Source organism: Stenotrophomonas sp. PAMC25021 (assembly GCF_004795795.1).
GTDB classification, from domain to species: Bacteria; Pseudomonadota; Gammaproteobacteria; order Xanthomonadales; family Xanthomonadaceae; genus Stenotrophomonas; species Stenotrophomonas muris.
The window spans coordinates 1638699-1661055 of the sequence record NZ_CP039255.1 but is presented as its reverse complement, the minus strand read 5'-3'; the positions used below and the strand labels follow the sequence as shown (position 1 = coordinate 1661055).

Genomic DNA, 22357 nt, shown 5'->3' with positions numbered 1-22357 from the left:
GGCTCGGCTCTACAGCCAGGAAAGCCGAGCGTGGGCCCGCCTCTACAGGAAGCAAAGCACAAAAAACCCCGCGTTCGCGGGGTTTTTTGTTTACTGCATCAAGCAGGCGATCAGTCGCCGAGGGTCAGCAGCGAGGCGTTGCCGCCGGCGGCGGTGGTGTTCACCGTCACCGTCTTTTCGGTAGCGAAGCGCAGCAGGTAGTGCGGGCCGCCGGCCTTCGGGCCGGTGCCGGACAGGCCCTGGCCGCCGAACGGCTGCACGCCGACCACCGCGCCGATCTGGTTGCGGTTGACGTAGACGTTGCCGACGTGGACGCCGTTGCTGATGCGATCAACGGTCTCGTCGATGCGCGAATGCACGCCCAGGGTCAGGCCGTAGCCGGTGGCATTGATCTGGTCGATCACCGCGTCGAGCTGGTCGCCCTTCCAGCGGATCACGTGCAGGACCGGCCCGAAGATTTCCTTGTGCAGCTGGCCCAGGTCCTTCAGTTCATACGCGCGCGGTGCGAAGAAGGTGCCATTGGCCGCTTCGGCGGACAGCTCGGCGGCCGCGATCAGGCGCGCTTCGCGGTCCATGCGCTCGGCGTGGTCCTGCAGGATCTTCAGCGCGTCGGCGTCGATCACCGGGCCGACGTCGGTGGACAGCAGGCCCGGGTTGCCGACCTTCAGTTCCTTCATCGCGCCGGCCAGCATGGTCATCACCTTGTCGGCGATGTCGTCCTGCACGAACAGCACGCGCGCGGCCGAGCAACGCTGGCCGGCGGAGGTGAAGGCCGAACCGATCGCGTCCTTGACCAGCTGTTCCGGCAGCGCCGAGGAGTCGGCGATGAAGGCATTCTGGCCGCCGGTCTCGGCGATCAGCACACCGATGGCGGCGTCACGCGCGGCCATGGCGCGGTTGATCGCACGTGCGGTGTCGGTGGAGCCGGTGAAGGCCACGCCGGCCACGCGCGGGTCGGCGGTCAGTGCGGCACCGACGGTGGCGCCGTCGCCCGGCAGGTACTGCACCACCTCGGCCGGCACGCCAGCTTCGTGCAGCAGCTTCACCGCGTAGTAGCCGATCAGGTTGGTCTGTTCGGCCGGCTTGGCGATGACGCTGTTGCCGGCGGCCAGTGCAGCAGCGACCTGGCCCAGGAAGATCGCCAGCGGGAAGTTCCACGGGCTGATGCAGACGAACACGCCGCGGCCGTGCAGCTGCAGCTCGTTGGACTCACCGGTCGGGCTGGGCAGCTTCTCGGCGTGGCTGAACTGCTCGCGCGCCTGCTTGGCGTAGTAGCGCAGGAAGTCCACGGCTTCGCGCACTTCGGCGATGCTGTCGGGCAGGCTCTTGCCGGCTTCCTTCACGCACAGCGCCATGAACTCCGGCATGCGCGCTTCCAGCTGGTCGGCGGCGTGCTCGAGGATGGCGGCGCGGCTGGCGGCCGGGGTGCGGTTCCAGGCCGGCTGCGCGGCTACGGCATTCGCCAGCGCCTTCTGCACGGTGGCGGCATCGGCGGCCAGCCACTGGCCGACCACTTCGCGGGTGTCGGCCGGGTTGGTCACCGGCAGCGAGGCGCCGGCCGGGTTCGCACCCGGCACCAGCGGGGCGGCCTGCCACGGCTTCACGGCCGCGTTGAGCTGCTCGGCGAGGGCGCGCAGTTCGTTGTCGTTGGCGAGGTTGGCGCCCATGGAGTTCTTCCTGTCGTGGTTCTGGCTGCGCAGCAGGTCTACCGGCAGCGGGATCTTGGGATGCGGAATCGAAGCGAACGAGGCGACCATCTCGACCGGATCGCGGATCAGGTCGGCGATCGGCACGCGCTCATCGGTGATGCGGTTGACGAAGCTGGAGTTGGCGCCGTTTTCCAGCAGGCGGCGCACCAGGTACGGCAGCAGGTCTTCATGCGAACCGACCGGGGCGTACACGCGGCAGGGCAGGCCCAGGCGATCGGCCGGCACCACTTCGGCGTACAGGTCATCGCCCATGCCGTGCAGCTTCTGGTGCTCGTACACGCCACCGTTGGCGATGCTGCGCACCGCAGCGATGGTGTGCGCGTTGTGCGTGGCGAACATCGGGTAGATCGCGTCGGCATGGGTGAACAGGCGCTTGGCGCATGCCAGGTAGGACACGTCGGTGTTCTGCTTGCGGGTGAACACCGGGTAGCCCGGATAGCCTTCGATCTGCGCGCGCTTGATCTCGGCATCCCAATAGGCGCCCTTGACCAGGCGCACCTGCAGGCGGCGACCGGCGCGGCGCGCCATGTCGGCCAGGTGGTCGATCGTGTACGGTGTGCGCTTCTGGTAGGCCTGCACGACCACGCCGAAGCCGTCCCAGCCGGCCAGCGAGGCGTCGGAGAACACCTGCTCGATGATGTCCAGCGACAGTTCCAGGCGGTCGGACTCTTCGGCGTCGACGGTGCAGCCGATGCCGTAGCTCTTGGCCAGCTGCGCCAGCTCCAGCACGCCCGGCACCAGGTCCTTCAGCACGCGCTCGCGCTTGGCGTGCTCGTAGCGCGGGTACAGCGCCGACAGCTTGATCGAGATGCCCGGTGCGTTGTTGACGTCGCCATCCGGGCGGCCGCCGCGGGCCTTGTGATCACCGCCAATGGCGTGGATCGCGCGACGGTAGTCTTCCAGGTAGCGCAGCGCGTCCTTCATGGTCAGCGCGCCTTCGCCCAGCATGTCGAAGGAGTAGCGGTAGTTCGCGTTGTCGCCCTTGTGCGAGCGCGACAGCGCCTCGCTGATGGTGCGGCCCATGACGAACTGGTGGCCCATGATCTTCATCGCCTGGCGCACGGCCAGGCGCACCACCGGCTCACCGACGCGGCCGACCAGGCGCTTGAACGCGCTGGGCGCATCGGCGCGGGTGGCGTCGTTCATCTGTACCAGCTTGCCGGTCAGCATCAGGCCCCAGGTGGAGGCGTTGACCAGCACCGAGTCGCTGCCGCCCAGGTGCTTTTCCCAGTCGGCATCGGCCAGCTTGTCGCGGATCAGCTTGTCGGCGGTGTCCTGGTCCGGAATGCGCAGCAGCGCTTCGGCCACGCACATCAGCAGCACGCCTTCTTCGCTGCCCAGGTCGTACTGGCGCATGAAGGCTTCGATCGCGCCCTGGTCCTTGGCACGCACGCGCACGCGGCCGACCAGGTCGGCGGCCAGCGCCTGCACCCTGGCCTGCTCGTCGGCCGGCAGCCGGGCCTGCGCCAGCAGCTCGCGGACGTGGCTGGCCTCGTCCTTCAACCAGGCATCGGTGATGGCCTGGCGGAACGGGTTGGGGGGCGCCGGCAGTTCCGGCGACAGCAGCACGCCGGGACGCTGGGCGTCGCTGGCGGCAGGGGAGGAGGAAGGTGCGTTCATGCCGGTCCGGCCAATGGAAAACTTGGCGATTTTAATCATTTTTGCGGGTTGCGGAAGTGCCCCACAGCCACCTTCGTGAAGGGCTGATAGCCCCTAACGGTGGTGTATTCAGCGTGTTCAGCAAGCCCGGCAATATTTGTGCTGAATTCGGCATTCGCGCCGCCGACCCCATGCTGTGTTGCAGCATGGGAAAAAGTGTGAATGCACCCTTGCTACCGGCGAGAGGGCGGGGCTACCATCGAGACGTTTCCCGCGGCAGGAACGCGGTTGCGACATGATCGAGGTGCTTCCAGCTCCGGATGGGTCAGGTACGCAGCTGCGGCTGCGTCCCCCACGGGCGCTCGATGCCCGGCAGTTCGTCCTGTTGTTCACCGTGTTGTCGGGTGCGATGTGGCTGGTGTCCGCCCTCGGGTGGTTGGCCGGCAATGCATTCGCCCCCCTGTTCGCGCTGCTGTACAGCCTGGTGCTGGCGGCGGCACTGCGTGCCTTGTGGCGCAGCGGTGAACGGCAGGAGGAGATCCGGGTAGTGCCGGCGTACGTGGAGGTCATCCCCGTACCCGGTGGATCGCCGGTGTTCCGGGCCCACCCCCACTGGGTGCGCCTGCTCACCGACGATGAGAGGGTCCGGCTGGCATCCAGCGGCCGGCAGGTGGAGGTGGGGAGTTTCCTCGCGCCGGCCGAACGTCAGACGCTCGCAGAGACACTTGAAAGCTTGCTCGCCGCCAGCGATGGCGGCAACCGACGACGCTAAGGGTCTAGGCAATGAAGCAAAGCAGCAGGTGGGGCACGAAGTGCGTTGCAGTGGTCACCGCCATGGTGGCCGGGGGACTGATGCCGGCGTTGGCCTGGGCCCAGGCGGCCGATCCCAAGCCGTGGCAGCTGAACATGGGCAAGGGGGTGACCCAGACCTCGCGCCTGGCCTGGGAATCGAACAATCTCTCGTTGATCATCTGCACGGTGATCGGCGTCATCGTGTTCGGCGCGATGGCCTACGCCATCTTCAAGTTCCGCAAATCCAAGGGGGCAGTCGCCGCCACCTTCAGCCACAACACCAAGGCCGAGATCATCTGGACGGTGATCCCGGTGATCATCCTGATCGTGATGGCGTGGCCGGCCACGGCCAACCTGATCAAGATGTACGACACCCGCGATGCCGAGATGACGGTCAAGGTCACCGGCTACCAGTGGATGTGGAAGTACGAATACCTCGGCGAGAACGTCACCTTCACCAGCCGACTGGACCGCGAGTCCGACCGCGTGCGGCAAAGTGGCATCGTGCCGACCCGTGAAAGCCATCCGCACTACCTGCTGGATGTCGACAACCGGCTGGTGCTGCCGGTCGACACCAAGGTGCGCTTCGTCATCACCTCCGACGACGTGATCCACGCCTGGTGGGTGCCGGCGCTGGGCTGGAAGCAGGATGCCATTCCCGGCTTCATCAACGAAGCCTGGACCAGCATCGAGCAGCCTGGCGTGTACCGCGGCCAGTGCGCCGAGCTGTGCGGAAAGGACCACGGCTTCATGCCGATCGTGGTCGAGGCGGTGTCCAAGGAGGAATTCAAACAGTGGCTGGCGCAGCGCAAGCCGGCGCCGGCTGCCGCGCCGGCCACGCCTGCGGCACCTGCCGAACCGGCTGCACCGGCGGGCGAGGCGCCGGCTGCGCCTGCTGCTGCAGAAGCGGCCAGCGCACCTGCCACTGCAGCCAGCGGCGCGTGATGTAAAGCCCGCGGCCGCCCGCGGCCGTGGTGACAACCGATTCTGAGAGGTGTTTTGCAATGGCGCACTCGGCAGTTGGGCACGACGATCACCATCACCAGCAGAGTTTCTTCGAGCGTTGGTTCTTCTCGACCAACCACAAGGACATCGGCACGCTGTACCTGGGTTTCAGCTTCATCATGTTCATCATCGGTGCGGCGATGAGCGTGGTGATCCGCGCCGAGCTGGCACAGCCCGGCCTGCAGTTCGTCAAGCCCGAGTTCTTCAACCAGATGACCACCGTGCATGCGCTGGTGATGATCTTCGGTGGCGTGATGCCGGCCTTCGTCGGCCTCGCCAACTGGATGATCCCGCTGCAGATCGGCGCGCCGGACATGGCGCTGCCGCGCATGAACAACTGGTCGTTCTGGTTGCTGCCGGTGGCCTTCAGCCTGCTGCTGCTGACCCTGTTCCTGCCCGGTGGTGCGCCGGCTGGTGGCTGGACGCTGTATCCGCCGCTGTCGCTGCAGGGCGGCTACAACGTGGCCTTCAGCGTGTTCGCTATCCACGTGGCCGGCATCAGTTCGATCATGGGTGCGATCAACATCATCGCCACCGTGCTGAACATGCGTGCGCCGGGCATCGACCTGCTGAAAATGCCGATCTTCTGCTGGGCCTGGCTGATCACCGCGTTCCTGCTGATCGCGGTGATGCCGGTGCTGGCCGGTGCGGTGACCATGCTGCTGACCGACAAGTTCTTCGGCACCAGCTTCTTCAACGCCGCCGGTGGCGGTGACCCGGTGATGTACCAGCACATCTTCTGGTTCTTCGGGCACCCCGAGGTCTACATCATGATCCTGCCCGCCTTCGGCGTGGTCAGCGAGATCATCCCGACCTTCAGCCGCAAGCCGCTGTTCGGCTACCAGGCGATGGTGTACGCCACCGCGGCGATCGCGTTCCTGTCGTTCATCGTCTGGGCCCACCACATGTTCACCGTGGGCATGCCGCTGGGCGGCGAGATCTATTTCATGTTCGCCACCATGCTGATCTCGATCCCGACCGGCGTGAAGGTGTTCAACTGGGTCAGCACCATGTGGCGTGGCTCGCTGACGTTCGAGGCACCGATGCTGTGGTCGGTGGCCTTCGTCATCCTGTTCACCATCGGTGGCTTCTCCGGCCTGATGCTGGCCATCGTGGCCGCCGACTTCCAGTACCACGACACCTACTTCGTGGTCGCGCACTTCCACTACGTGCTGGTGACCGGTGCGGTGTTCGCGCTGATCGCCGCGGTGTACTACTGGTGGCCGAAGTGGACCGGGCGCATGTACAGCGAGAAGTGGGCCAAGGTGCACTTCTGGTGGTCGATCGTATTCGTCAACCTGCTGTTCTTCCCGCAGCACTTCCTCGGCCTGGCCGGCATGCCGCGCCGCATTCCCGATTACAGCGTGGCGTTTGCCGACTGGAACCTGATCAGCTCGATCGGTGCGTTCGGCATGTTCGTCACCCCGTTCATGATGGCCGCGATCCTGCTGTCCTCGCTGCGCAACGGCGAGAAGGCCGAAGCGCGTTCCTGGGAGGGTGCACGCGGCCTGGAATGGACGCTGCCGTCGCCGGCACCGGCGCACACCTTCACCACCCCGCCGACCATCCGCCCGGGGGATCTGGCGCATGACGACATCACGCATTGAGGTGGGGCATGCATAACGAGAGCCCGCTGCAGACCTGTAGAGCCGAGCCATGCTCGGCGGATGAGAAGCAGCCGACCAGCGGTCGGCTCTACCAGGGCGGAAGCATCGAGCAGCAGCGCCAGCGTGCGAAGCGCACGGCGGTGTGGGTCGGCGCCATCGCTGTGCTGGTCTACGTCGGCTTCATCCTCAGCGGGGTGATCGGCCGATGAGCGAGGCACCGGCCAGCACACCGTCACGCAGTGCCGGGCTGCCGCGCCTGATCGGCGTGGCGGTGACGGTGTTCCTGCTGACGTTCTCGCTGGTGCCGCTGTACCGCATCGCCTGCGAGAAGGTGTTCGGCGTGCGCCTGGAACGCGGTCCCGGTGGCGAAGCCAGCGCAGGTGCCGCGGCCGGCAAGCGCACCGTGCGGGTGGAGTTCGATGGCGGCGTCAATTCGCGCCTGCCGTGGTCGTTCCATCCTGAGCAGCTGACCATGGACGTGGTGCCCGGCGAGCTCAACGAGGCGCTGTACTTTGCCCGCAACGACAGCGCAGCTGCCGTGGTCGGCAGCGCGGTGCCTTCGGTGGCACCGGCGCGTGCGTCGGGCTTCTTCAGCAAGACCGAGTGCTTCTGTTTCACCGCGCAGACGCTGCAGGCCGGCGAGAAGCGCGACATGCCGGTGCGCTTCATCGTCGATCCGGACCTGCCGCCGGAGATCAGGACGATCACCTTGTCCTACACCTTCTACCGCAACGACGCGCTGTCCGATCGGCTGGCCCCGGCCGCCACCTCGGACGGCGCGCACGCCGCACCCTGACCCGGATACCGACATGGCCCAGACACCGACCGACGCCAACGTGTACTTCGTCCCGGCCCAGAGCAAATGGCCGTTCGTGGGTTCCATCGCCATGATGGTGACCATGGTGGGCGTGGCCAGCTGGCTCAACGATGCCAGCTGGGGACGCTGGACGTTCTACATCGGCATCGCGATGCTGGTGCTGACCCTGTTCTGGTGGTTCAGCGACGTGGTGCGCGAATCGCAGGCCGGCAACTACAACCACCAGGTCGACGGATCATTCCGGATGGGGATGATCTGGTTCATCTTCTCCGAGGTGATGTTCTTCGGCGCGTTCTTCGGCGCGCTGTTCTACACCCGCAACCTGGGCCTGTCGTGGCTCAGTGGCGAAGGCCGTGGGGTCATGACCAACGAGCTGCTCTGGCAGGGCTATTCCGCCGGATGGCCGACCAATGGCCCGGCGGCGATCGGTGGCGCGTTCCAGACCATCCCGGCCTGGGGCCTGCCACTGATCAATACGTTGATCCTGTTGACCTCCGGCGTGACCCTGACCATCGCCCACCACGCACTGAAGGCCGGCAACCGCCGCCAGCTGCTGATCTGGCTGGGCCTGACCGTGGTGCTCGGCCTGGGCTTCCTGACCCTGCAGGCAGAGGAGTACATCCATGCCTACAAGGAACTGAACCTGACGCTCGGCTCCGGCATCTACGGGTCGACGTTCTTCATGCTGACCGGCTTCCACGGCGCGCACGTGCTGCTGGGCACGATCATGCTGATCGTGATGTGGCTGCGTTCGGCCAAGGGACACTTCACCCGCGACAACCATTTCGGTTTCGAAGCCGCCGCGTGGTACTGGCACTTCGTCGACGTGGTGTGGCTGATGCTGTTCCTGTTCGTCTACGTGCTTTGATCAGGCGCGCATCGGTGGTCTCAGCCGCCGATGCCGTGTGGTTTGATCCAGCCCATGTAGATGCTCACGATCACCAGCAGGATCAACGCTACCGACACCGCGATGCGGCGCGTCAGTGCATTGACCGTGCGCTTGGTCTGGCCGCGGTCGACCAGCAGGTAGTACAGGCCGGCGCCCAGATTCCAGACGATGACGATCAGAAACGCGATTACCAGCAGGGTCTTCAGCGAATCACTCATGCGCGGCTCGAGGGCAGGGTGGATGTGCCTATCTGACCGCGTTTGCGCAGACTTGTCATGATGCGCCAGCACACGCGCGTGTTCGGATGGTTGCTGGCCGTGCTGGCGATGGCCGGATTCACCGCATTGGGGCTGTGGCAGCTGCAGCGCATGCATGCCAAACAGGCAATGTTGGATGCACAGGGTCCAGCCGTGGCACAGGCGTTGCCGCTGTCGGAGGCCCTGGCGGCGCCCGGCGCGTTGCACGGCGTGGCCGACCACGGTCGCTTCCTGCCCGGCGTGGTACTGCTGGACAACCAGATCCGGCATGGCCGCGCTGGCGTGAAGATCTATCGCCCCTTCCGCAGTGACGACGGCAGCGTGCTGCTGGTCGACCTCGGTTGGCGTGCGCTGCCGCCGGATCGCACGCTTCCGGAGGTGCCGTCGCCGCCTTCGCCGGTGGCCGTGCGCGGGCTGCTCGCGCCGCCACCATCGGCGGGACTGCTACTGGGCCCGGCGTTCTCTGCTACCGGTGAGGCCGGGCGCTGGCTGGCCAGCCGGTTGCCGGACGACGGGCTGGCGCGCGCGCTGGGGCTGCAGGCGCTACCCGACCGCGTGCTGAGGCTGGACCCGGCGCTGCCCTTTGGCGACGAGCGCGATCTGGACCTGCTGCCGAACACGCTGCCGCCTCAGCGCCACCTGGGCTACGCCGTGCAGTGGTTCGGGCTGGCCCTGACCGTGCTGGTGGTGGCCGGGGTGCTGGAGCGGCGGCGGAGGCGCGTGATTACCCGGTAGTGCCGGCCGCTGGCCGGCAACCCCCGCAATCCTGGATGCCGGCCAGCGGCCGGCACTACCGGCATCCCCTACCCAACCATGAGAAAATGCCCCGCATGAACACTGCTACGTCCCCGCAGGCGCGCGGTTCCGGCCGCCGGACCCTGGTGCTGCTGTTTGCCGTGTTCTTCGGGGCGATGGCACTGGCCGCCGTGCTGCGCTTCTCCGGCTGGCAGCCGACCGGGCACCGCAATGCCGGCCAGCTGCTGAAGCCGCCGGTGGACCTGCGCCAGCAGGCGCCGACCCTGGCCAGCGGCCAGTCCTACCCCTGGAACCCCGAGGCCCGTACCTGGCGCCTGCTGGTGGCGCCGGCCGGTGCCTGCGACGCGCAGTGCGTCACTTTGTCGCAGGGACTGGGCAAGGTGTGGCAGCTGTTCGGCCATAACGCCGATAATGTCGAGATCCTGTGGCTGGGTACGCCACCGGCGTCGATCGCCTCGCTGCCCGCGCTGCGGCCGCTGGCTCCGTCGCCAGCCCTGCGCGCGGCGTTGCCGGGCGTCGACGATCCGGCGGGACTGCCGGTCTACGTGATCGATCCGAACGGCTTCGTGATCATGCGCCATGCCCCGGGTTCCGACCTCGGTGGCCTGCGCAAGGACATGGCCACGTTGCTGAAACTGAAGTGAGTCCCGTTTGATGAGCATTTCCGCGCGTCCGGCGCTGCACCGCAATTTCCACCGCCTGGCGTGGTTCGCCATGATCATGACCGCGAGCACGATCATGTTCGGCGCCTTCGTGCGCCTGTCCGATGCCGGCCTGAGCTGCCCGGACTGGCCGACCTGCTATGGCCAGGCCACCTGGCCGCAGCACGTGGAAGAGACCATCGGCCACCCGGCGGCGGAGATCCGCCCGCTGGAGACCCACAAGGCCTGGCGAGAACAGGTGCATCGCTTCCTGGCCGGCGCGCTGGGCATCGAGATCCTGACCCTGGCGCTGCTGGCCACGCGCAAGCGGCGATTCGGAAGCACGGCGGTGGTGACCGCCTGCGTGCTGGTGGCCGCCGGCATACCGCTGTACATGATGGGCTGGCACGGCACCGCCAGTGCCCTGGCCTTGACCGGCGAGGCGATCCTGCTGATCGCCGCGCTGCGCTGGAGCAACATCGATCTCGCACGTGCGGCGCTGCTGACCTTGGCGGTGGTGATCTTCCAGGCCCTGCTGGGCATGTGGACGGTGACCCTGCTGCTCAAACCCATCGTGGTGATGGGCCATCTGCTGGGTGGCATGCTGATGTTCGGCCTGCTGGTGTGGATGGCCTGGCGCGCGACGCACATGCCGATCACCCTGGCCGAAGCGCCGAAGCTGAAGTGGCTGATGCGCATCGGCGTGGCGGTGCTGGTTACCCAGATCGCGCTGGGTGGTTGGGTCAGCGCCAACTACGCCGCACTCGCCTGCGGCGGTGGCAGCGCCTCGCTGGACAACTTCCCGCGCTGCGCCAACCAGTGGTGGCCGCAGCACAACTTCGTCGAAGGCTTCACCCTGTGGCGCGGCATCGGCGTGGATTACGAAGGCGGCGTGCTGGATGGTGCTTCGCGCATCGCCATCCAGATGGCGCATCGCCTGTTCGCGGTGGTGGTGGCCGTCTACCTGCTGTGGCTGGGCGTGCGCCTGTTCCGGTTGCCGAGCATGCGTGGCTGGGCCAGCGCGCTGATCGCGCTGCTGGTGCTGCAGGTCACCCTCGGCATCCTCAACGTGAAGCTGGCGCTGCCGCTGGAAGTGGCCGTGGCCCACAACGGCGTGGCCGTTGCCCTGTTGTTCGTACTGGTCAGCCTGCTGGCCCGCCTGCGTGCCCCGGACTGATTCCATGTTTTCCAATTACCGCCAGTACTGGGACCTGACCAAGCCCAAGGTCGTCGCCCTGATCGTCTTCACCGCCCTGGTCGGCATGGTCCTGGCCATCCCCGGCGTGCCGAGCTGGGAGCAGGTGCGCGCCGGCCTGCTCGGCTTCCTCGGCATCTGGCTGGCGGCCTCGGCCGCGGCCGCCATCAACCAGCTGCTGGACGCGCACATCGATGCGCAGATGGCGCGCACCTCGTGGCGCCCCCTGGTGGTGGGCAAGGTCAAGCCGTGGCAGGTGCTGGTGTTTGCCGGCGTGCTGATCGTGCTGTCGATGACCCTCCTGGTGCTGTGGGTGAACCTGATCACCGCAGTGCTGACCTTCGCCTCGCTGATCGGCTACGCGGTGATCTACACCGTGTACCTCAAGCGTGCGACCTCGCAGAACATCGTCATCGGTGGCCTGGCCGGCGCGATGCCGCCGATGCTGGGCTGGGCCGCAGTGACCGGCATGCAGGGTTCGTCGGACTGGGCGTACTCGTCGCTGCTGGTGCTGATCATCTTCATCTGGACCCCGCCGCACTTCTGGGCGCTGGCGATCTTCCGCCGCGAGGATTACGCCAAGGCGGAGATCCCGATGCTGCCGGTGACCCACGGCGTGGTGCATACCCGCAAGCAGATCATGGTGTATTCGGTGGTGCTGGCGCTGGTCTGCCTGTTGCCATACCTGGTGGGCATGAGTGGTGCGTTCTACCTGGGCGGCGCGATCGTGCTCAACGCCGTGTTCCTCTGGTACGCGTGGCGCATGCTGGACCCGCCGGACGAGCTGTTCTCGATGAAGATGTTCTATTACTCCATAGTGTACCTGATGGCGCTGTTCGCCTTCCTGCTGGTGGACCACTGGATCCTGCCCTGGCTGTGACCTCGGGGTCGGATCCCCGAAGGGGCTCTGACCCCACCTGATCGCGCGGACATCCTCGCATGACGTGGATCACCTTGAACCGCCGTCTCGGCGTCGCCATTGCTGTTCCTGACCCCAGGGAAAGGAAGCAGCAGGGATGCATTCGTTCTTCCGTTGGACCACCGCGCTGATGCTGGCGCTGGGCATGGCCGTGACCGCGCATGCCGACGACACTACCGCGCAGATCCGCCAATACGCCGCTGGCCATCGCATGCTGGTGCTGGGCGAATTCCACGGCACACGCGAGACGCCACTGCTGGTGCGGCAGCTGGTGGACGACTACAGCCGCAATGGCGCGCCGGTCCTGCTGGCGCTGGAACTGCCACGCGCCGAGAACCCTGTGCTGCGCGACTATCTGGAATCCGATGGCGGGGCCGCGGCGCGCCAGCACCTGCACGGCCGCGCGTTCTGGACCGTACGCGACGACCAGCACGATGGTCGCCGCAGCCGCGACATGCTGGCGATGATCGAAGGCCTGCGCGCGCTGAAGGCGCAGGGCCGCGCGATCGAGGTGGTTGGCTACGACGTCAATCACAGTAACGGCGGCAGCCAGGCCCGCGATGACCGCATGGCCGCCGAACTACGGCGCCTGTACCAGCGCCTGCCCGATGGCGCACGGATGGTTGTGCTGACCGGCAATGTCCACGCCATGCTGCAGCGCCCCGCCGATGCTCCGCCGGAAATGCAGACCCAGCCGATGGCATCGGTACTGCGCGACCTGGATATCTACAGCGTGCGGCTGGAAGCGTTGCGCGGCCACTTCTGGGGATGCATGGACCGCTGCAAGGCGCTGGCGCTGCTCGAACGGCCCGCGCGTTCGCCGGAGGTCAACACCCACGCCGGCCGCGAGTACGACCTGTGGGTGTGGATGCCGCAGCTGAGCGTGGGCACGCTGGTGGAGCCGTGAATCCACGCATGGCGTGGATCTGCTGTAGATCCACGCCACGCGTGGATGGATTTCCGGGTCAGGGCTTGCGCCGCGCATACCGCTGCGCGATCACGCCGCAGACGATCAGCTGGATCTGGTGGTAGATCATCACCGGCAGCACGATGGCGCCCAGGCTGCCGCCGGCGAACAGCACCTTGGCGATCGGCACGCCGGTGGCCAGGCTCTTCTTCGAGCCGCAGAACACGATGGCGATCTCGTCCTCGCGGTTGAAGCGCAGGCGACGGGCGATGAAGGTGATCAGCGGCATGGCGATGCCCAGCAGCACAGCGGCCACGATGGCCACAGCCAGCAGCGACAGCAGCGGGGTCTTGCTCCACAGGCCTTCGGTCACCGCTTCGCCGAACGCCGAGTACACCACCAGCAGGATGGTGGCCTGGTCGGTGTAGCGCAGCAGCGCGCGCTGGCGTTCCACCCAGCCGGCAATCCACGGCCGCAGCAGGTGGCCGGCCACGAACGGCACCAGCAGCTGCAGCATGATGCCGCCGATCGCATGCAGCGGATCATGGATGCCGCCCGAGGTGCCGGCCAGCGCGGTCAGCAGCAGCGGGGTCAGGAACACGCCGAGGATGCTCGACAGCGAAGCGCTGCACACCGCTGCGGGCACGTTGCCATGCGCCATCGAAGTGAACGCGATGGACGACTGCACGGTAGAGGGCAGGGTGCACAGGAACAGCACGCCCAGGTACAGCTCCGGGGTCAGCAGCCAGCCCGACAGCGGCTTGAACATCAGCCCCAGCAGCGGGAACAGGATGAAGGTGCAGGCCAGGATGGTCAGGTGCAGCCGCCAGTGCAGCATGCCGCCGATGATCGACTCGCGCGGCAGGCGCGCGCCATGCAGGAAGAACAGCGCGGCGATGGCGACGGTGGTGACATCGTCGAGGACGATGGCGGCGGCGCCCTTCATCGGCAGCAGCGAGGCCAGGCCGACGGTGCACAGCATGGCGAGGGTGAAGTTGTCCGGTCGCAGGCGCGACCACCAGCGGGTCATGGTGGGCAGGGTCCTTGGTGCGGAGGGTTCAGGGCGAGGTGACCGGCGTGGCCAGGCGTTGGCGGGTGGCGGCTTCCAGCGACTTCAGGCCAGCACGCTGGCCCAGCTGAAGGGCCTGTTCGGGGCTGGCATGTTCGTACCGTGCATTGACCAGGCCGAGCACGGCGCCGGCGCGGTTGCCGGACGCACAGTGCAGCAGCACCGGCCCCTGGCTCTGCTGCAGGGCCAGGTGCACGGCGCGCACGTTGGCCGTATCCAGGCCATCGGCGCCGGCCACCGGAATGCGCACGTAGCGCAGGCCCAATGATTCGGCGACGCGGGTTTCATCGAAGCCCCGGTCCTCGCCGGGCTGGCGCAGGTCGATCACAGTGCGCACGCCCTGTGCAGCCAAGGCCTGCAGCTGTGCGGCGCTGGGCTGGCCGCCGGCATACAGGCCGGGGCGGACTTCGTTGAGGGGCGCGTCTTCGGCCAGGGCCGTCAGTGACAGGCAGAGCGACAACAACAGCAGGCAGGTTAGGCGCAGCAGCATGGTCTTCTCCGTGAAAACGTTCTGCCGCTACAGGCGCAGTCCGGCGCGCGCCTTCAGCAGCTCGCGCAGTTCGTACTTGTCAGTATCGTCCAGGCCCTGCTGGCGCTGCTTTGCCAACAACTCCTCCAGACGTTGCACCAGCAGCTGTTTCTCCAGCTGTGCCACTGCGTCGTGCAGTTCCTGGGTCCAGCTGGCCTCGGTGCCGGGCAGCGTCTGTGCGGCCAGGGTATGCAGCGAGGCCTGTTCCTCCCGCCCGTCGAAGTGTTCCAGCAGGGCGCCGGTACTGATGTCCGGGCGCTGTTCGACCAGCCCCAGCAGCTCCAGCAGCAGTTCCACGCCGGGCAGGCGCAGGCCCTGGAAGTGGTGCTTGCCGCCCAGCGTCAGCGCCAGCGACGGCTGCTGCAGCAGTACGGCGATCGCGCCGCGCACCAGGCTGCGCTTGGCCACGGGCTGGATCGTCCGCTGCGGCTGGCGTTGCGGCATCGGCGCGCGCGTGGCCTGGGCAGTACCGCCCAGGCCGGTCAGCTGCGCCAGCTGCTGCTTCATCAGGTCGCCAAAGGCGCCGTCGGGAATCTGCGCCAGCATCGGCTTGGCGCGTTCGGCCAGGCGTGCCTTGCCATCGAGCGTGCCCAGGTTGATCTCGCGGGTCAGTTCGTCGAAGAAGAACTGCGACAGCGGCGTGGCCTGCTTCAGGCGTTCGTTGAAGGCCTCGGCGCCTTCCTTGCGCACGATGGTGTCCGGGTCCTCGCCATCGGGCAGGAACAGGAAGAACGCCTGGCGGCCATCCTTCATGCGCGGCAGCACCGATTCCAGCGCCTTCCAGCCGGCGCGGCGGCCGGCGGCGTCGCCGTCGAAGCAGAAGAACACGTCCGGTGCGTTGCGGAACAGCAGCTCGGCATGGTCCGGCGTGGTCGCGGTACCCAGCGTTGCCACCGCCTGGGTGACGCCGAACTGGAACAGCGAGACCACGTCCATGTAGCCCTCGACCACGATCAGCCGCTCGATCTTCTGGTTGGCCTGGCGCACCTGCCACAGGCCGTACAGTTCGCGGCCCTTGTGGAACAGCGCGGTCTCGGGCGAGTTGAGGTACTTGGGGCCGTCGTCCTTCTCGAACACGCGGCCGCCGAAGGCGATCACCCGGCCACGGCGGTCGAAGATCGGGAACATCACCCGGTCGCGGAACTTGTCGTAGACGTGGCCGCGGTCGTTCTTGGAGAACAGGCCGGCGCGGTCGAGCAGCTTCATGCGCCGCTCGTCCTTGCCCAGCGCGTCGCGCAGGCCGCTGTAACCATCCGGCGCGTAGCCGATCTGGAAGCGCGCGCGGTTCTCTTCGTCCACGCCACGGCCATCCAGGTAGCTGCGGGCCTTCTCGCTGCCCTCCAGGTTCTTCTGGAAGAACTTGGTCGCCGCGTCCAGCGCCGAGTACAGCTCGCGGCTGTCGTCCTGCTGCTGCGGGCTGCGCGGATTCTCGTTGCGCGGCACTTCCATGCCGGCGCGCTTGGCCAGTTCATCCACCGCGTCGAGGAACTCGAGGCGGTCGTAGTTCATCAGGAAGCTGATCGCGGTGCCGTGCGCGCCACAGCCGAAGCAGTGATAGAACTGCTTGGTGGGCGAGACCGTGAACGACGCCGATCGCTCGTCATGGAACGGGCAGCGGGCGGCGTACTCCTTGCCCTGGCGCTTCAACGGCACGCGGCTGCCCACCACCTCGACGATGTCGGTGCGGGCGAGCAGGTCGTCGATGAAAGCGTCGGGGATACGGGCCATGGGCAACAGGGCAGGGCGCGGTGCAGGACCACGCGACGGAACCGGGGGCGGTCGGCCTAGTTTACCCCCTGTCGGGCACCTGGCTGGCGGTTGCCGGATCAATGCCGGCTGCGGCCAGGTGATGACGCGCGCGCAGGCGCTCATCGATCACCGCCGTCATCAATGCGCCAACGAAGAACACGACGGTGGCGTAGTAGATCCAGACCAGCGAGATCACCAGCGCACCCATCGAGCCGTAGGCACTGCCGGGGGCCACGGTGGCGATGTAGACGCCGATGCCGTAGCGGCCCAGTGCGAACAGTGCCGAGGTGATGACGCCGCCGATGAAGGCCTGGCGCCAGGCCACGCGGCGGTCGGGCAGGTAGTGGTACATGAAGGCGAAGCCGACTGCGTAAAGCAGCAGGCTCGTGACGTACCCCAGCGCGGGCAGGATCGAGGGCAGCTGGGCGAAGGCCACCTGCAGCACCGTGGTGGCCGTCATCGACAGGATCAGCAGGAAGCCCAGGGCCAGCACCACGCCGAACGAGAACACGCGCTTGCGCAGCCAGGCCTTGAGGCCTTCCAGGCGCTCGCCGCTGGTGCGGAAGATCAGGTTCAGTGCGTTCTGCAGCTGGGCGAACACGGCGGTGGCGCCGACGAACAGCAGCAGCGTGCTCCACACACCCGCCAGCGAGCCGACATCCGGCTGGTTGTCGGCGTTCTTCAGAACGGTTTCGGCCACAGTAGCCGCGCTGCTGCCGGCCACCGAGCTGATCTGGTCGATCAGCGCCTGCTGGGCCGGTGGGTACAGCGAGGCGGTCAGCCACAGCAGCAGCACCAGCAACGGTGCCATCGACAGCAGGGCATAGAAGGAGACGGAAGCTGCCTGGGTCAGCACGTCGACGTCGATGAAGCGCTTGGCCACCGCCATCGGAAAGCTGTCCTGCAGGCGCTTGAGGTACTTGTGCAGGGACACGGGAACGTTGGGCTCGGGTTCAACCATGTGTGCGGTTGTAGCAGGCGACCGACGAAGGTGCGGTGAAGCGAGTGCATCAATGGGGTCAGAGCCCTTCCGCGCTGCGGAAGGGATCCGACCCCAGGTGCTGGATTACGCCAGCAGCTGCTTGACCAGCTTGGAGACCAGGCCCATGTCGGCCTGGCCGGCGAGCTTGGGCTTCAGCGCGCCCATCAGCTTGCCCATGTCGGCCGGGCCGGCGGCACCGGTCTCGGCGATGGCGGCTTGGATGGCGGCCACAATCTCGGCCTCGCCCATCTTGGCCGGCAGGTAGGCTTCGATGACCACGATCTCGGCGCGCTCGATCTCGGCCAGGTCTTCGCGGTTGGCGGCTTCGTACTGGCTGACCGAGTCCTTGCGCTGCTTGACCATCTTGTCGAGCACGGCGATCACGGCGGTGTCGTCCAGCTCGATGCGCTCGTCCACTTCGCGCTGCTTGATGGCAGCGTTGATCAGGCGGATCACGCCCAGCTTGTGCTTCTCGCCCGCCTTCATGGCGGCCTTCATGTCTTCGGTGAGCTGCTGCTTCATGCTCATGAGGAACCTCGTGGTGGTAGGTGGGGCGGGGCGGATGCCCGAACCCGGAAACGCAAAAAGCCGGCGACGCTCGCGCGTGCCGGCTTCGGCTCCATCGCGACAGGCAGGCCCGCCGCAATGAAGATGCGTCCGATCAGTACAGGCGCTGACGCTTGGTGACGTCGCGCGACGAGCGGCGCAGCTGACGCTTCACAGCAGCGGCGGCCTTGCGCTTGCGCTCCTGGGTCGGCTTTTCGTAGAACTCGCGCTTGCGGGTTTCGGCCAGCACACCGGCCTTTTCGCAAGTGCGCTTGAAGCGGCGAAGAGCAAACTCGAAGGGCTCGTTCTCGCGGACTTTGACGCTGGGCATGGAATCTCCGGGACACAGTAGAACCGGGTCACGCCCGGCGAGCCGCACATTATAGCGGCGAAACGACAAACTGCAAGCGGCCAACCCTGAATACGGGCCGGGGGTTCGAAAGCAGTGAGATCTGCACGTCCCCCGAGGGGGCGGCAGGGGCGTCATAATAGCAGGCATGCGAGTCCTTGGCATCGAATCCTCCTGTGATGAGACCGGCGTGGCGGTGTATGACACCGACCTGGCCGGCAGCGCGGCCCTGCGCGCCCATGCGGTCTACAGCCAGATCGCCCTGCACGCCGAATACGGTGGTGTGGTGCCCGAGCTGGCCAGCCGCGACCATGTCCGCAAGCTGCTGCCACTGGTACGCCAGACCCTGGCCGACGCCGGCCTGGGCGTGGGCGATATCGATGGCGTGGCCTACACCGCCGGTCCCGGCCTGGTCGGCGCGCTGCTGGTGGGCGCTGGCGTGGCGCGTTCGCTGGCCTGGGCGCTGGAGGTGCCGGCCGTGGGCGTACACCATATGGAAGGCCACCTGCTGGCCCCGCTGATGGAAGACGACCCGCCGGAAGCGCCGTTCGTGGCCCTGCTGGTGTCCGGTGGCCACACCCAGCTGGTGGCGGTGCATGCCATCGGCCAGTACCGCCTGCTGGGCGAGACCCTGGACGACGCGGCCGGCGAGGCCTTCGACAAGACCGCCAAGCTGATGGGTCTGCCGTACCCGGGCGGCCCGCAGCTGGCCAGGCTGGCCGAGCAGGGCACGCCGGGCGCGTACCGCTTCGCGCGGCCGATGACCGACCGCCCTGGGCTGGATTTCAGCTTCTCCGGCCTGAAGACCCAGGTCCTGATGGCCTGGCGCGACAGTGACCAGAGCGAGCAGACCCGCGCCGACATCGCCCGGGGCTTTGAGGACGCGGTGGTCGAGACCCTGTCGATCAAGTGCGAGCGCGCACTGGAAGCGGCCGGGACCAACGTGATCGTGGTGGCCGGCGGCGTCGGCGCCAACACGCGCCTGCGCGCCCGCCTGCAGCAGATGGCCGAGCGCCTCGGCGGCCGTGCCTGCTTCCCGCGGCCGGCACTGTGCACCGACAACGGGGCGATGATCGCCTTCGCCGGCGCGCTGCGCCTGCAGGCCGGCCAGCACAGCCCGCCGAAGGTGGATGTGACCCCGCGCTGGGACATGGCGACCCTGCCGGCGGTCTGAGCCGGTGGCGCCGGGCCATGCCCGGCGGACGCATTACCGATGCACTGCCAACGGCGACGCCGCCAGCACGGTTGTCGCCCGCTCATGGCGCTGCAGCCAGCCCAGCGTGTGTGGGCAGCGGGCATGGATCAGCCGCCCGATCGCGGCCAGGTCGGCGCCGATGTCACGTTCCAGGACCGGCTCGTGGTGGGCGATGCGGTTGCGCAGGTGGCGGATGCGTCCGATATCCGCATGGATGGCTTTCCTTACGGCACTGGGATGAGCAGAGGGAGCATGCTGCAGAACCCTGCTGAGTGCGGGTATCCAAAGCGTGGAGTCGAAGCGACAGGTGAAGAGCTGCTGCCAGAACACCATCGGCAGGTTGGCGACGATCCCGGGTGTATCGGTTACGCGGCTGGCAAGTTGTTCCAGTACCGTGCGCGGAGAAGTACTGGATGAGGTTGGCAGCCTCCGTCGGAAGGCACCATTCCAGGGCCAACGCGGGCCATGCTGCCTGGCGAGCACAGCTGCAGCGGCGTTGCGGGTGACCACTTCGCACAGATGGACCGGCATCATCAGTGCACTGCACATCCGCATGTTCCACAGGTACAGGGATTCGGCTGTGACGTCGGGGCTGCAGCTCGATGCGATTCTCTCGTAAGTAGACAGACGCTCCGCTGACAACGCGCGCCGCAGTACATCGTATGGAGCCATCGTCATGTGCGGTGGTGAAGGAGGAATCGATGTTCGCGAGAGTGGGCGGCGGCGACCATCAGGGAACGTCCTTGTCCGCGCGGCTTATTTTCTGCGTTTTGCCTCGGACGAATACCTGACCTGTCCTGTCGGATTTGGCCTTGACCGGCGATCTGGTCCTTGCCTAATCTGCGTGCCTGCGCCACCGGGACTCGCGGCTGGATTTCAGCTCCCCCCGGGGACAAACGGTAGTACCAAAGGGCCCCGCTAGCAGGGCCCTTTGTTTTTTCCGGGCCGCCCCACGCCGGTGGCCCACCGCCCGTTCCGGGCAGGCTCACCGCCGTGCCGTTACCATGGCCGCCTGTATTCGTGCCGGTAAGCGCAATGGACAAGGTTTTCATCGAGGGGCTGACGATCGACGCCCTGATCGGTATCTACGATTGGGAACGACGGATCCGCCAGGACCTGGTGTTCGACCTGGAAATGGGTTTCGACAACCGTCGCCCCGCTGCCACCGATGACATCGCCCACACCCTGAACTACAAGGCGGTGAGCAAGCGCCTGGAACAGTTCGTGCGCGAGTCGGAGTTCGGCCTGGTCGAGACCCTGGCCGAGCGCTGCGCGCAGATCGTGCTGGACGAATTCGACGTGAAGTGGCTGCGCCTGAAGCTGAGCAAGCCGGGCGCAGTGCGCGGCGCGCGCGCGGTGGGCGTGATCATCGAACGCACGCGGGACTGACCCGGTCGTGCCGGCCGCTGGCCGACAACCCCGGTAGTGCCGGCCGCTGGCTGGCAACCTTGGCAACAACGAAACAGACAGGAGACAACTGATGGTGGACGCGGTGGTGGCGGTACAGTGGCTGGAACGGCTGCAGAACACACTGGAACCCTATCCCGGCGCCTACCTGGCGTTGATGATCTCGGCGCTGCTGATCGCCGCTGGCCTGGCCAACTGGGTGACCAAGCGCATCCTGCTGCGCGGGCTGCGGCGGCTGCTGAGCCGCCTTCCGGGCGCTGACACTGGCCGCGGCAGCCACCTGATGCGGGTGATCTCGCGCCTGTCGAACGTGGTGCCCAGCCAAGTGATCGCCTCGGGCATCCGCATCGTGCCGGACCTGCCGCCGGGCCTGGTCAGCTTCATCATCGGCGCCTGCCAGGCGTGGGCGATCCTGACCGTGGTGCTGGCCATCTCGCATGCGCTGGATGCGGCCAACGATCTGTACGAGCGCCGTCCCGAGGCACGCAACAAGCCGATCAAGGGCTACCTGCAGGTCGCCAAGATCGTCCTCTTCGTGATCGCCGGCCTGTCGATCGTCGCTACCCTGGCGGGCGTCGACCTGCGCTATCTGGTCACCGGCCTGGGCGCGGCCACGGCGGTGCTGATGCTGATCTTCCAGGACACCATCCTGTCGCTGGTGGCCAGCGTGCAGATCAGTGGCGATGGCCGCGTGCGCATCGGCGACTGGATCGAGATGCCCAGCCAGAACGCCGACGGCGACGTCATCGACATCGCGCTGCACACCATCACCGTGCAGAACTTCGACAAGACCATCACCACCATCCCCACCAAGAAGCTGGTGACCGAGTCGTTCAAGAACTGGCGCGGCATGCAGGAGGCCGGCGGGCGCCGGATCAAGCGCGCGCTGTACCTGGACCAGCACAGCGTCGGCTTCCTGGACGAGGGTGACCTGGCCTTCCTCGGCGAGTTCGCGCTGCTGCGCGACTACCTGCGCGACAAGGAACAGGAACTGGGGCAGTGGAACGGGCGCCTGCGCGAGCAGGGCGTGGCCGAGGTCAACAGCCGCCGCGTGACCAACCTGGGTACGTTCCGGGCCTATGTGGAGCGCTACCTGCGCAGCCACCCGGGCATCCATACCGACATGACCCTGCTGGTACGGCAGCTGCAGCCGACCACCGAGGGCCTGCCGCTGGAGCTCTACTGCTTCACCCGCAGTACTGCCTGGGCCGAGTATGAGGCGGTGCAGTCGGACATCTTCGACCACCTGCTGGCGATCCTGCCGGCCTTCGGCCTGCGGGTATTCCAGGCCTCCAGTGACGCCATGTTGATGGCCGGGCAGCGCCAGTTGGCCGGCTCGGAGTAAGCTGCGGTGCCCCCGGCGGGGCCATACGGACCCCGCTGGTGGCTGAAACTGAATGAAGAAACCTCTCGCCAAACGGCTCGGGATCGCTAGAAT

General features: G+C 67.0%; 23 protein-coding genes. 14 read left to right on the top strand and 9 right to left on the bottom strand.

Annotation, left to right across the window (positions count from 1 at the left end; all coding sequences use genetic code 11):
• Nucleotides 1-110 precede the first annotated feature (110 nt).
• Nucleotides 111-3329: a bifunctional proline dehydrogenase/L-glutamate gamma-semialdehyde dehydrogenase PutA gene (gene putA, locus E5790_RS07895; RefSeq protein ID WP_014645688.1), complete on the bottom strand. Its 3219-nt coding sequence runs from the start codon at nt 3327-3329 to the stop codon at nt 111-113.
• 274 nt (nt 3330-3603) lie between these two features.
• Between putA and E5790_RS07890 the strand changes: the two genes are divergently transcribed.
• The 6 genes from E5790_RS07890 to E5790_RS07865 are packed head-to-tail and all read left to right on the top strand — an operon-like array spanning nt 3604 to nt 8397.
• Nucleotides 3604-4080: a DUF2244 domain-containing protein gene (locus E5790_RS07890; protein WP_004153894.1), complete on the top strand. Its 477-nt coding sequence runs from the start codon at nt 3604-3606 to the stop codon at nt 4078-4080.
• A gap of 11 nt (nt 4081-4091) precedes the next feature.
• On the top strand, nt 4092-5045 hold the full coding sequence (gene coxB, locus E5790_RS07885) for a cytochrome c oxidase subunit II (RefSeq protein WP_046428202.1): 954 nt from the start codon (nt 4092-4094) through the stop codon (nt 5043-5045).
• A gap of 59 nt (nt 5046-5104) precedes the next feature.
• Complete coding sequence (gene ctaD / locus E5790_RS07880; RefSeq protein ID WP_004153896.1) at nt 5105-6712, top strand: cytochrome c oxidase subunit I; 1608 nt, start codon at nt 5105-5107, stop codon at nt 6710-6712.
• Nucleotides 6713-6720: 8 nt separating this feature from the next.
• On the top strand, nt 6721-6921 hold the full coding sequence (locus E5790_RS07875; protein ID WP_032957755.1) for a hypothetical protein: 201 nt from the start codon (nt 6721-6723) through the stop codon (nt 6919-6921).
• Nucleotides 6918-7508 (top strand): cytochrome c oxidase assembly protein, encoded by a 591-nt coding sequence (locus tag E5790_RS07870; protein ID WP_111206335.1) that lies wholly within the window; start codon nt 6918-6920, stop codon nt 7506-7508. The genes E5790_RS07875 and E5790_RS07870 overlap by 4 nt, the downstream gene beginning before the upstream one ends.
• Nucleotides 7509-7521: 13 nt before the next feature.
• Entirely contained in the window at nt 7522-8397 is an 876-nt protein-coding gene (locus E5790_RS07865) for a cytochrome c oxidase subunit 3 (protein ID WP_005407793.1), read from the top strand.
• A 20-nt stretch (nt 8398-8417) separates the two neighbouring features.
• On the opposite strand, the gene E5790_RS07860 is transcribed toward E5790_RS07865, so the two are convergent.
• Nucleotides 8418-8636 carry a twin transmembrane helix small protein gene (locus tag E5790_RS07860; RefSeq protein WP_005412025.1) on the bottom strand — a complete coding sequence of 73 codons (219 nt, stop codon included), beginning with the start codon at nt 8634-8636 and terminating at the stop codon, nt 8418-8420.
• Nucleotides 8637-8693: 57 nt separating this feature from the next.
• On the opposite strand from E5790_RS07860, the gene E5790_RS07855 reads away from it, so the two are divergent.
• The 5 genes from E5790_RS07855 (at nt 8694) to E5790_RS07835 (ending at nt 13093) form a co-directional block, all read left to right on the top strand.
• Complete coding sequence (locus E5790_RS07855; protein ID WP_049441402.1) at nt 8694-9410, top strand: SURF1 family protein; 717 nt, start codon at nt 8694-8696, stop codon at nt 9408-9410.
• A 95-nt stretch (nt 9411-9505) separates the two neighbouring features.
• Nucleotides 9506-10075: a hypothetical protein gene (locus E5790_RS07850; protein WP_046428212.1), complete on the top strand. Its 570-nt coding sequence runs from the start codon at nt 9506-9508 to the stop codon at nt 10073-10075.
• A gap of 10 nt (nt 10076-10085) precedes the next feature.
• Nucleotides 10086-11249: a COX15/CtaA family protein gene (locus tag E5790_RS07845; protein ID WP_111206337.1), complete on the top strand. Its 1164-nt coding sequence runs from the start codon at nt 10086-10088 to the stop codon at nt 11247-11249.
• Nucleotides 11250-11253: 4 nt separating this feature from the next.
• A complete protein-coding gene (gene cyoE, locus E5790_RS07840; protein ID WP_014645697.1) occupies nt 11254-12147 on the top strand; it encodes a heme o synthase in 894 nt (297 codons plus the stop codon).
• 136 nt (nt 12148-12283) lie between these two features.
• On the top strand, nt 12284-13093 hold the full coding sequence (locus E5790_RS07835; protein ID WP_049441405.1) for a hypothetical protein: 810 nt from the start codon (nt 12284-12286) through the stop codon (nt 13091-13093).
• A 58-nt stretch (nt 13094-13151) separates the two neighbouring features.
• On the opposite strand, the gene E5790_RS07830 is transcribed toward E5790_RS07835, so the two are convergent.
• From E5790_RS07830 to rpsU, 6 genes are all read right to left on the bottom strand, one after another.
• Nucleotides 13152-14123 (bottom strand): bile acid:sodium symporter family protein, encoded by a 972-nt coding sequence (locus E5790_RS07830; protein WP_111206339.1) that lies wholly within the window; start codon nt 14121-14123, stop codon nt 13152-13154.
• 28 nt (nt 14124-14151) lie between these two features.
• Nucleotides 14152-14652, bottom strand: a complete 501-nt coding sequence (locus E5790_RS07825) for a sulfur transferase domain-containing protein (RefSeq protein WP_032957770.1) — start codon at nt 14650-14652, stop codon at nt 14152-14154.
• A gap of 27 nt (nt 14653-14679) precedes the next feature.
• Nucleotides 14680-16419 (bottom strand): DNA primase, encoded by a 1740-nt coding sequence (dnaG, locus tag E5790_RS07820; protein WP_032957772.1) that lies wholly within the window; start codon nt 16417-16419, stop codon nt 14680-14682.
• 61 nt (nt 16420-16480) lie between these two features.
• Entirely contained in the window at nt 16481-17401 is a 921-nt protein-coding gene (locus tag E5790_RS07815; protein ID WP_032957774.1) for a YihY/virulence factor BrkB family protein, read from the bottom strand.
• Between the two features lie 105 nt (nt 17402-17506).
• Nucleotides 17507-17950 (bottom strand): GatB/YqeY domain-containing protein, encoded by a 444-nt coding sequence (locus E5790_RS07810; RefSeq protein WP_014645703.1) that lies wholly within the window; start codon nt 17948-17950, stop codon nt 17507-17509.
• Nucleotides 17951-18083: 133 nt separating this feature from the next.
• Nucleotides 18084-18299, bottom strand: coding sequence for a 30S ribosomal protein S21 (gene rpsU, locus E5790_RS07805; RefSeq protein WP_002808376.1), 216 nt, complete (start codon nt 18297-18299; stop codon nt 18084-18086).
• A gap of 166 nt (nt 18300-18465) precedes the next feature.
• Between rpsU and tsaD the strand changes: the two genes are divergently transcribed.
• Complete coding sequence (gene tsaD, locus E5790_RS07800; RefSeq protein WP_111206341.1) at nt 18466-19491, top strand: tRNA (adenosine(37)-N6)-threonylcarbamoyltransferase complex transferase subunit TsaD; 1026 nt, start codon at nt 18466-18468, stop codon at nt 19489-19491.
• Between the two features lie 33 nt (nt 19492-19524).
• Here tsaD and E5790_RS07795 read toward each other — a convergent pair whose 3' ends face one another.
• Nucleotides 19525-20190, bottom strand: coding sequence for a hypothetical protein (locus tag E5790_RS07795; RefSeq protein WP_041863013.1), 666 nt, complete (start codon nt 20188-20190; stop codon nt 19525-19527).
• A gap of 357 nt (nt 20191-20547) precedes the next feature.
• Here E5790_RS07795 and folB point away from each other — a divergent pair, with 357 nt between their 5' ends.
• Both folB and E5790_RS07785 read left to right on the top strand, forming a co-directional pair.
• Nucleotides 20548-20901 (top strand): dihydroneopterin aldolase, encoded by a 354-nt coding sequence (gene folB / locus E5790_RS07790; RefSeq protein WP_005407807.1) that lies wholly within the window; start codon nt 20548-20550, stop codon nt 20899-20901.
• Between the two features lie 91 nt (nt 20902-20992).
• Nucleotides 20993-22264: a mechanosensitive ion channel domain-containing protein gene (locus E5790_RS07785; protein WP_046428231.1), complete on the top strand. Its 1272-nt coding sequence runs from the start codon at nt 20993-20995 to the stop codon at nt 22262-22264.
• Nucleotides 22265-22357 lie beyond the last annotated feature (93 nt).